10 protein-coding genes and 2 pseudogenes are annotated in these 9,400 nt (G+C 54.2%); 3 read left to right on the forward strand and 9 right to left on the reverse strand.

The genetic code is table 11. From position 1 onward, the window contains the following. The 3 genes and pseudogenes from H8Q75_RS01535 to H8Q75_RS01545 all read left to right on the forward strand — a co-directional run. Positions 1-321, forward strand: a pseudogene (locus H8Q75_RS01535) (phosphate ABC transporter permease); the annotation flags it as partial. Between the two features lie 45 nt (positions 322-366). Then, on the forward strand, positions 367-1,083 hold the full coding sequence (locus H8Q75_RS01540; RefSeq protein ID WP_225871766.1) for a DUF3120 domain-containing protein: 717 nt from the start codon (positions 367-369) through the stop codon (positions 1,081-1,083). A gap of 167 nt (positions 1,084-1,250) precedes the next feature. Next, the gene (locus tag H8Q75_RS01545) at positions 1,251-1,910 is read left to right on the forward strand and encodes an E3 ubiquitin ligase family protein (RefSeq protein WP_297039877.1); all 660 of its coding nucleotides are present in this window, start codon (positions 1,251-1,253) and stop codon (positions 1,908-1,910) included. Positions 1,911-1,920: 10 nt separating this feature from the next. On the opposite strand, the gene H8Q75_RS01550 is transcribed toward H8Q75_RS01545, so the two are convergent. From H8Q75_RS01550 to H8Q75_RS01590, 9 genes and pseudogenes are all read right to left on the reverse strand, one after another. Further along, positions 1,921-2,247 carry a hypothetical protein gene (locus tag H8Q75_RS01550; RefSeq protein WP_024124005.1) on the reverse strand — a complete coding sequence of 109 codons (327 nt, stop codon included), beginning with the start codon at positions 2,245-2,247 and terminating at the stop codon, positions 1,921-1,923. Positions 2,248-2,397: 150 nt separating this feature from the next. After that, complete coding sequence (gene psaM / locus H8Q75_RS01555) at positions 2,398-2,493, reverse strand: photosystem I reaction center subunit XII (protein WP_011056052.1); 96 nt, start codon at positions 2,491-2,493, stop codon at positions 2,398-2,400. A 105-nt stretch (positions 2,494-2,598) separates the two neighbouring features. After that, entirely contained in the window at positions 2,599-3,189 is a 591-nt protein-coding gene (locus tag H8Q75_RS01560) for a hypothetical protein (RefSeq protein WP_024124006.1), read from the reverse strand. Beyond that, on the reverse strand, positions 3,186-4,343 hold the full coding sequence (locus H8Q75_RS01565; protein WP_024124007.1) for a HAMP domain-containing sensor histidine kinase: 1,158 nt from the start codon (positions 4,341-4,343) through the stop codon (positions 3,186-3,188). The genes H8Q75_RS01560 and H8Q75_RS01565 overlap by 4 nt, the downstream gene beginning before the upstream one ends. Then, complete coding sequence (locus H8Q75_RS01570) at positions 4,344-4,793, reverse strand: hypothetical protein (RefSeq protein ID WP_024124008.1); 450 nt, start codon at positions 4,791-4,793, stop codon at positions 4,344-4,346. 117 nt (positions 4,794-4,910) lie between these two features. Continuing rightward, positions 4,911-7,268 carry a GH116 family glycosyl hydrolase gene (locus tag H8Q75_RS01575; protein WP_297039897.1) on the reverse strand — a complete coding sequence of 786 codons (2,358 nt, stop codon included), beginning with the start codon at positions 7,266-7,268 and terminating at the stop codon, positions 4,911-4,913. A gap of 38 nt (positions 7,269-7,306) precedes the next feature. Then, the gene (locus tag H8Q75_RS01580) at positions 7,307-7,699 is read right to left on the reverse strand and encodes a Fur family transcriptional regulator (protein ID WP_024124010.1); all 393 of its coding nucleotides are present in this window, start codon (positions 7,697-7,699) and stop codon (positions 7,307-7,309) included. Between the two features lie 61 nt (positions 7,700-7,760). Further along, positions 7,761-8,351 carry a class I SAM-dependent methyltransferase gene (locus tag H8Q75_RS01585; protein WP_297039900.1) on the reverse strand — a complete coding sequence of 197 codons (591 nt, stop codon included), beginning with the start codon at positions 8,349-8,351 and terminating at the stop codon, positions 7,761-7,763. Between the two features lie 233 nt (positions 8,352-8,584). After that, positions 8,585-9,400 (reverse strand): annotated as a pseudogene (locus tag H8Q75_RS01590) (bifunctional folylpolyglutamate synthase/dihydrofolate synthase); the annotation flags it as partial.

Here is a 9,400-nt window from a genome sequence, read left to right on the forward strand (position 1 = left end):
ATTGAGAACCGTGAACGCTGCTTGAATCTGGAGATTGGCGATAAAACGGGCTTTGAAACCAGAGTGCAAGCCAAATTGCTGCGTCAACATCGAGGGATTCGCCCTGGCGATGCAGCGGAAATGCTGGTTCTCTCCCGTCGTCCTGATCTTGCAGAGATTGAATTGATTTCTGAAGTTTTCCTACCCCGCCATCGCCTCTGGATTGGCACCTACCCAATTTTGCAGCGGGATGCCTTTATTGATTTATCAGAAACCCTGCGGCGCAAAGCGCGCTCTCAAGCGCCTCGGCGATCGCCCCGCTCCCGACGTTCCAGCCTGTGATACCTTAAAGGAAAGAAATAAAAGTTAACAATTTCCGATATTCCCTTGACTGCTCTTACTTCCCCCTCGACACTTTCCTCTCTGCGCCTTGGCTCACGGCTAGCTTGGTTGCTCTTTGGCTTTGCCGCCTGCTTGGTCTCCATTCCCGTTTTTATTGAGGCGCCTCTCGTGCGGACATTGCCTTGGCTGAGTTTGGCTTTGACGCCGCTGCTGGTGGGTCTCAGTTTTTATCTCCAACGCCAGCCCCACTCCCGCTATTGGGGTGAGATGCTTTATGGATTTAGCTGGTGTTGGGGGGCAGGTTCGCTCTACTGGGGATGGTTGCGCTGGGAACCCCTGTGGCATTTGCCCATTGAGGCTTTACCCATTCCGCTGATGCTCTGGCACCTGCGGCAACGGCAGCAACTGGTGGGCGTGTTCTTTTTTTGCGGCTCTTTTCTGGGCACTGCCATCACTGATGCCTACTTTTACTTGATTGATGTGATTCCCCATTGGCGAGCCATTATGTATCTCGAAGGGGATGTCATTTCAGTTCAGGAGATGCTTGCACAGGCGATCGCTCAGGCCCAGACCTTTAGTGGCCAGGTGTGGGGGGTTCTCTTGAGCCTGAGTTTGCTCCTCATTGGTCTGCTGCCCCTCTTTGAATCCCAGATTCGTCGTGGCTCCGTCTTGCCCGTATGGGGATTTATGGGCGCTGTCTTGAGTACACTCGTTGTTGACGGTCTCTTTGGCCTTACCATTGGCCTAATGTCGATGAGTTAAAAGAGTTAACCTCTGGCAGCATGCGGGACTTCCCGCCGATAAAGCTAAAATCAGCACAGAGGGATTCAACGGCAACCATGGGGGTTTTTGCTCACCTTTGCTTAACGGGATCGGCTTTTCTCTTTGCCCTTGAGGGCTATTATCGGCTGAAGCTCAGAGGAATAAAGGTGGCCAGTCCTAGCACCATTGGTGAGTTACAAAAGTTCCAACAACAGGTGGCTCAGGAGATGGGTAGCGGCAGTTGGCGCGAGTATGTGCAGGTGGTTGGTCAAGTAACGGCGTCTCAGCCCTTGCTCTCGGAAGTGAAGCGCATTCCCTGTGTCTATTACAAAACGATTATCAGCCGCGAGTATGAAAAACAGGGGAGCGATCGCTCCTCGGAAATCATTGGCCGCCATGAGCAGTCAACCCTATTTTTTCTGCGCGATCATCAAGGGGAGATTGAGGTGAACCCTGTCGGTGCTGAGATTGAAGCTGTGCAGGTCTTAGATGAACTGCGGCCAGTGGATAAACCCCATTCCCTTGCCTTCTCTTTAGGGGTTCTGTCATTGAATTGGCGCTTTGGTAGTAATACAACGCTTGGCTATCGCTATCAGGAGTGGGTGCTGCCCTTGGGGCAACCCATCTCGGTGGTGGGCATGGCCTCGGATCAGGGGGGAGTTCTCCGCCTCCAAAAGCCGCAAAACAGGGGACAAAAATTCATCATTTCCCTGAGCTTTGAGGATCCGCTGATTCAGCAGTACAAACAGCAAAAACGAAAAATGACCTATGATTCCCTGAGTGCCGCTCGCTGTGGTGTCTGTGGTTTAGTTTTGGCCTTGTTTTAGGGTTTTAGGCTTAATCGGGTTCTTGCTTTGGGTTTTTAGGTTGTATCCAGATGATCCGCCGCTGATTGGCGCCAATTAAATTGGCCTCCTCCTGGGCAATGCGCCGCCGTGCTTGGGGCTGGCGATCGCGCTCCTGTTCCCGTTGTAATTCCCTAACTCGCGCCTCCAGTTGGGCCACTTCCGCTTCGAGGGCATGGAGTTTTTGCAGTTGACTCAGTTGATAGGGCACCAGCTTGGCGATCGCCCCAAGGGCAAAGGCGAGTAGCACTAGATTCACTGCAATTTTGGCACCCGCTTCCCAGGCAATCGCAGGAATTTTTCGAAGAGAGTGAGCCATGGCTAAACCGTGAACGGCAAGTTGTCTATCAGTATAAAAAGAAAAAAGGCAGCTCCTTTGCTTGAGCAACGCCATGGGGAACTGCCTAATAAATTTTTTAAATTTTTAGAGAAATAGAGCCCTGCAGCCAGTTGGCAACAACCGTTCTGACTACTTGTACAACTCAGTGGAAAGCCGAAATGCCAGTACCGCAGGCAACAGGGCAATCACAAGGGCAACGTAAACTTGGGTATCGGTCAGCGCCATGAACAACTCCTTTATGGAATAACAGTCGCGATCAAGTGCTGTATTTATTACTCCATAGGTACTCCCCTTTGGCAACGCCTCCTCATAGTTCGTAACATTTTGCAGCTAGGTCTCTGGGGTGACCCTAGAACGCCAGTGGGGCAGCCGTCGCAGGATAGTCAGCATTGACACCCCTGTGGCCAGAAGTGTCAGCAAACTCAGCCCCACCAAGAGCACATAGAAGGGACGCCCCACCTCCCCCCAATAGCTTCCCTGATGTAGGCTCAGGAAAATTGCCGCCTGTTCCTTGGAGAGGCCAAACCAGTTGCGGCCAAGGCGATAGGCAATTCCTGTCGTGGCACTCACGAGTAAGGGCAATGCTGCAATGCCAGCTAGGAGGTGATGTAGCCGCCGCGCTGACCACTGGCCAGGGAGCGATCGCCCCCACAGGAGACCCAAACCCGTAGCAATGATTCCCAGCAAGCCCAAGCCAAGGACCAACACATAGAGCGGCACGCCCCATTCCCCCAGATAGCGGCCCTCATGGAGGGTCATCATTGCCCGCCCAAAGTCTTTAGATAGCCCAAACCAACTGCGCCCAAGACGATGGGCTATTCCCGTTGTGGCTGAGATCAATAGGGGTAGGGCAAAGATCACCACAAGGAATTGATGCCCCTGACTGCTGATCTTGGCAAGACGCGGTTTCAGAGCACTCATGGTTCCACCTCCATTTGCCAGGGAATCGCCAAGGTAAAGGCCGTGCCGCGATCGCCTGCGTAGGGACTGGTCACCCGCAGGTTTAGACCATAGGGACGCAGCAAATCCTGAGCGATCGCCAAGCCCAGACCACTCCCCTCAATCTCGCTGTCCGCTTGAATCCCCCGATATCCCCGTTCAAAAAGACGCGGCTGCACCTCCTTAGGAATGCCACAGCCGGTATCCCAAACGGTTAACTCTAAGGCGGTGGGCGAGAGCGTCAAGCGCAGACCAATCGTGCCCCCTTGCGGGGTGTACTTAAAAGCATTGTCCAGTAGATTACCGACAACCTCCTGCAGCACCCGTTCCTCGAGCCAGATGGGCGGCAGTTGAGGCGGTATCTCCACCACAAAGGTTTTACCCTCCATTTCAGCGCGAGCTTGGGCGGCACTGATCAGCGGCAAGAGAGTTTCAGCTAGATCGAGGGGTTTACCCGCAAGGGGTAGGGGCTGTCTGCCCGTAAAGACGGGAATATCGTTGCGCTGTTGGCGATAGTCCTCCAACAGTGCCATGAGCCGCTCTGTTTCCTTGGCAATGCCTTCGGCGAGGGGACGCCCCTTGTGATCAGGTTCCAAGCGTTTGAGCAGGAGCTTGACAAACGTGCGAATGGCGGCCACGGGATTGCGCAGTTGATGGAGCAGATCGTCAAAGCGCTGTTGCTGTTGATCCAGTGGGTGGGCGCGGCAGTGGCTGAGCCATTGTTGCCGTTGATCCAAGAGGCAGGCGATGGCCAGGGTTTGTGCCACCTGTTGCAATTGTGCCTGCTCTGCTGCCAGCCAAGGACGGTGTTGCCGCTGTGCCACCAGTACCCCCAAGACCCAATTTTGGTACATCAGGGGCAGGATCAGTTGATTGGCTAAGGACGAGACAACCTGTTGAGGGTAATGGCTTAGAGCAGTCTCTGGGGCTGCGGTTGGCGGTGGTAGTGTCGGGGGAATGGGTACGCTCAGGAGGGGTGCCGCCTCTGGATAAACCGCAACAGGGGACCATGAGGGAGAGTCGTTGAGGGTTTCACTAAGGTAGACCGCCAGTGAAGAGGCCCCCAAGCTGTTGACAACGAGTTCTAATTGGGTGCGACAGAGGGCAGCAAATTCTTCACTGGCTGGCCAGAGCATCTAGGCAGTAACCCCGGAGTGACTCGACACTTGCGGGAGCAGGACTTGAAAGTCACCACTCCCTTTTGTATATTCTTCCAGCAATTGCTTTTCAATGGGAAGCAGGTTGGGATCTGGGTCAGCCTCCTGTTCCTTGAAGGTTTCTTCAATGAGTCCCATCTGCTCCTCTGCTTCAGCAAGGGCACTGAGCAGTTCTTCATGGATGGGAACATTGCCGTTTTGACTCACCAGCAACTGGTAGCGATCGCGCAGGTCATGGAGTTCCCGCTGCATGGCCTCTTTTTCAGCCATGAGCTGCTCTGTCATTTGCTTGTAGTATTTGAACGCCATCAGAAAAGGGACGAGCTTTTCCCGCAGGGTCATGTGGTCAATATCGAGTTTGGTATAGCGTTCTGCCAGTTGGCTATAGGCTTGGCACAGACGTAGGTAACGTTGGCTGAGAGTATCCATAGATTATCTAGAGAAAGGGTTATTGAGGCGCTACCCCCTATCATAGACGGGCAGCCTATTGGTCGCCATTGTCGCGGTTTCAGCAATTAAAACAATGTAAAATAGGCTACGAAATTTTTAGGCGGATTGTGAGCCTCCACTGACAAGAGCCAGTGCCCAGATAGCCATAGGGCGCAGGTACATACTGGCACGGAAGGTACCCTTGGCCGTAATCGCCTCCGGCGTCCGAAATTGCAGGCCATTCTCGTAGATTTGCCGTACCACCACTTCGGCTAAACGCCATGCTTCGTGGGTCATTCCCCGCTGCCACAAAAAGGCGGCCAAGCCAAAGTTAATCCCCGTCCATACTTCAAGGGGATGGGTAGCGTGGGGGTTTTCAGGTTGCCCGTTGGGCAATAGACCATTGGCAGCCCCCAACTGGCCGTTGTGAAATTTGAGAAAACAGGTGTCGTAAATTTTCCGCAGGGCGCGATCGCAACAGTCGGGGGGCACAATATCCACCAAGCCCAAGAGTTGGGCATAAAACTGGCCACACAGTTGATCCGCCATGATCACATCGGAGCCACTGCCCGTATCGAGACGATAGTACTCGCCATTCCACAGCAGTTGATGGTAGCGGGGGCGAGCTTGGCTAAGCCACTGGCGGTAGGTTTCCACCTGCGGTTGTTGGAGAATCGTGCCGAGGGCGATCGCCGCCTCTAGGGCTGCCAACCACAAGCCACCACAGTAGGCACTGACTCCCTGTAGTTTCCAGTCATCGTAGGTTTGATCCGGGGCACCCCCATTTTCTGGCAGCCCATCGCCATCCTGGTCAAATTGTTTCAAATAGTCTAAGGCTGCCACCACCGCCGACCAGCACTCACGGGCGAAATCGAGATCTGTCCCCCCAGTGAACAAAAAGTCTCGATAGACCAACAGCACAAAATCCGAGGCCAAATCTTTCCACAGATTACAGTCTTGGTAGGCCGTGTAGTTGGTCTTTTCCCAAGGGTGCTCATTGGGAGCACCGAGATCGTGGGGAACGGCATTGGCCAGTTTACGAGGCGCTTTGTAGGCGGTTTCGGGATCACCGCGATAGAAGTAGCCAATGATTCTCAGGGTTGGATCCGCTGTCGGAATGGCCCGCGCAAAGGCACGCATCACGGATTTTTCCAGCTCTGGCCACAGTTGCAGGAGGGCAAAGGAGCCATAAAGACGCACATCCAGACTTTCATACCAGCGGTAGTCAAGACATTCTAAAACGGCAAACTGACCCACAGGATCGCGATCGCTGGCCGCACTCCAGAGGCTCCCCCCACTACTGAGAACGTATAGCTCATTACACAGTGCCATCTTGAACCAGTCCGGCCAGTCGGGGTGGCTGAGGATCGGTGCTTGCCAAGTGCGAATCTGCTCTTGCCACGTGGCATAGGCGGCGAGGGCTTGGGCGGCAAGGGTGACGGCATTAGTCCCTCGGCGATCCCAAAAATCCGTGTAACGACGGTAATAGATCACCCCCTTGCCAAACTCGGTCACGGGAAAGTCCCACGCTAGGACCACAGGAATTTGTTTTCTTGCTCCCGGTGCCAAGGAAAAGCGCAGGGCAAAAGCGGCGGCCACCTGTTCTCCCACTGCCGCTGGGGTGGGGTCATGAACAAACGGTAGGGAACCATCCACGGAAAATGATTGCCATAGTTGTGCCCCATCTCCCTCTGGCTGCCAGCGACTACAGCCAAAAAACTCGCCAAGGCCTGTGGGAATTAATGCTGCCCATTCGCCATCCCCCTCTTGGGGTGGGTTGGGGTGGGGCATACGCCGCAGTCGCCAACCTTGAAAAGACGCCGTTTGAATCAGTTCATTAAAATTGCCGTCACTTTGACCCCAGCGGGGCGTGTAGGTATAGACAGGGCTACCATCATCGCGGATGGCAATGGCGGAGGAAGGGGTAGTATTGCGAAACCAACCGACGGTATTTTGCCACGAGAACATTAGGCTCAGGGTGAGGGACTGATCTGTGGGATTGCTGAATGTCCACAGAAACACCGCCACAGGGTAACTGGTTTCTTGGTAGTTGTGGGGCAGAATCGGTGAAAACTGTTCGCAGGTGATCTGGGCGCTAAAGACTCCCTCATAGACAAACCAACTGCGGGGATAGCGGGCAGCGTAGAAGCCTTTACCAGTGGGGTACCATTGCCAAGTACTGAGGCGGCCATCGCTCGGGGGAGTTCCTAGGGCGTAGGCTTGTGTCCGCTCTCCTTGCTCAAAAAGACTAAATTGACAGGCGGGCAGGGTGCCAAAGATGTGCTCTCCGCCATCAAGGTGCCAGAGGTTGAAGTCCCCGGCGGAGGAACGGCCAATACAGCCAGCGCCAAAGCCACCGAGGGGCATTCCATGCCAAGGGCCATCGTCTAAATTGCTGGCATAGCGAACGCGATAAGGATTCTCCCAGCCTTGGCCGATCGCCCGAGTCCAAGCACAGTTGGCAAATTCAATCACACCACTTTCCGAAGACTTGCCTAATCCAGAATACCGCTTTAGCGCTGCGCCATTTCTTGGCACTTTGCGCAGAGGCCAAAAAACTCCAGGGTGTGGTAAAAAACCTTGAAGTGATAGGACTCCTGTAGCGCCGTTTCGAGTTGCTGTACAGGACACTGCTCAATTCCAATGGATGTGCCGCAGTGTAAACAAGTGAGGTAGTGCTGATCCTGCTGCACCAAGCTATAGACCAGTTCACCACTGGGCAAGGGGCGTGCTTGCACCTCACCATTGATGCGCAGACTATCTAGGGTGCGATAAACCGTTGCCAGACCTAGGGGTGTATGTCGTTGCCGCAGTTCTAAAAAAAGCTCCTGCGCCGAGAGGGATCGGCCGCTGGCTCTAAGGGCATCGAGAATAATGGCTTGGCTACGGGTGCGTCGCGGCGGCATAGCAATAGAACAACATTACCTTGATTTTACCCTGCCCTTGCGGCTGCAATGAGATGAGCAATCAGACCTTGCGGCCAATCAGTTGGATCACCCAGCCTCGCCCGCGATGGCCTTGGCCCTCATGGATGTGCCGCTGGATTTCAAGGGCGTGGAGCCACTCTAGACCCGTCAGTTCTCTCTTCATTTGCTCTAGGTCGTGCAGTAGTTCCAGTGTGGGCGGGCCCCCTGTGCCCATCCCCAGTTGTTTCTTGCTGTAGGTCTCACTGAGATAGAGGCCTTGGGGCTTGAGGGCTTTGACAATGCGCTGGTTGACTAGGGTACGCAGCTCTGGTGGCAGATGGCAAAAAATAGCAATAATTCCATCCCAGGCGTTTTCACCCAGGTCAAAATCCCGCAGATCGCAGTGATAGGTGGTAATTGAGACTCCCCTTTCTTGAGCAAGGCGCTGTGCTTTTGCCAGTCCCACTTGGGAGGCATCCACAGCCGTGACGGCATATCCCTGTTGAGCAAGATAAACCGCATTACGTCCTTCCCCTTCGGCGAGGGAGAGAATTTGCCCTTGGGCCCTAAAGTCATGGGCATGGGCTTTTAGGAAGTCGTTTGGCTCTGTGCCGTAGAAATAGGTGTCTCCTTGAAAGCGAGTGTCCCACATAGATATCGGCTCTTTTAGACAGCAATCACTAGAGTTTCAAAGCGTTTTTCAGGGACTGGTCAGCCATCTTTTTCAAGCACAGCAATATACCCTCCAATTGCCTGATATGAGTCAGCGATTTTCCTTTTGTCTTGCCTTGAGTGATACAGCCGCCCAAGCTTGGGCATTCAGCGACCCCGTACCATCTTTGCCGGTATAGATGATGAGTTGTCTCGCTGAGCACCGCTAGTTTTCTACAGTTGAGTTGCCTGAGAGTCTTTGCTGGCGATCGCCCCCAAAACACGAGCAATTAAGTAAAGGGAGCCACAGACCACGCAGCGATCGCCCCCCCTGTCGAGGGCTTCAGCCACATCGTTAAAAAGACGGCATTCCCCTAACCGAGGGCAACAGGTGTAGGCAAGTTCCTTCAAGTCCTCTAAGTTAGCACTAGCGTGATCCGGGACGGGCACCAACCACAGGCGATCGCCGGCTCGCAGGAGATGTTTGAGAATCCCCCCATGATCCTTATTGGCTAGCATCCCCACTACCCAAGTCACCTCTGTCCAGCCCAATTGATCTACATATTGCCGTAGATAAGCGGCTGCAGGAGCATTGTGGGCACCATCAATGAGCAGTTTTCGCCCTTGCCAGTGTAACCATTGCAGTCGTCCCGGCCAGCGGGTTTGTGCCATTCCCTGTTGAATCGCTGTTAGGGAAATTTGCCAGCCTTGAGCTTGCAGACATTGCAGTGTGGCGATCGCGATCGCGGAATTGGTTAACTGCATTTCTCCCGCCAAAGGCAAGGGATACTCAATGCCACCCCAAGTTGCCCATCCAGCCCGCTCAACACACCACTGCGCCGGTTCTGGCCAGACGGTCGGGCAAGCCAAAGCTGTTAAACGCTCGGCAATCACCGTCTTTGCCTCTGGAGGAACAGGACCAACAACAGCGGGTACACCCTGCTTAAGAATTCCAGCCTTTTCGCCCGCAATCGCCCCCAAAGTATTGCCCAACCGCTGCCAATGATCCCAACCAATGGAAGTAATCACACTCACCAAAGGGGGCTGACA

The sequence above is a fragment of the Thermosynechococcus sp. OHK43 genome (assembly GCF_014466085.1).
Taxonomy (GTDB): Bacteria; Cyanobacteriota; Cyanobacteriia; order Thermosynechococcales; family Thermosynechococcaceae; genus Thermosynechococcus.

Coding starts and splice junctions, on each gene's coding strand:
- H8Q75_RS01550 (WP_024124005.1), bottom strand. CDS start 2,247: ATGGCTCACTCTCTTCGAAAAATTCCTGCGATTGCCTGGGAAGCGGGT.
- H8Q75_RS01585 (WP_297039900.1), bottom strand. CDS start 8,351: ATGTGGGACACTCGCTTTCAAGGAGACACCTATTTCTACGGCACAGAG.
- H8Q75_RS01565 (WP_024124007.1), bottom strand. CDS start 4,343: ATGCTCTGGCCAGCCAGTGAAGAATTTGCTGCCCTCTGTCGCACCCAA.
- H8Q75_RS01560 (WP_024124006.1), bottom strand. CDS start 3,189: ATGAGTGCTCTGAAACCGCGTCTTGCCAAGATCAGCAGTCAGGGGCAT.
- H8Q75_RS01580 (WP_024124010.1), bottom strand. CDS start 7,699: ATGCCGCCGCGACGCACCCGTAGCCAAGCCATTATTCTCGATGCCCTT.
- psaM (WP_011056052.1), bottom strand. CDS start 2,493: ATGGCGCTGACCGATACCCAAGTTTACGTTGCCCTTGTGATTGCCCTG.
- H8Q75_RS01570 (WP_024124008.1), bottom strand. CDS start 4,793: ATGGATACTCTCAGCCAACGTTACCTACGTCTGTGCCAAGCCTATAGC.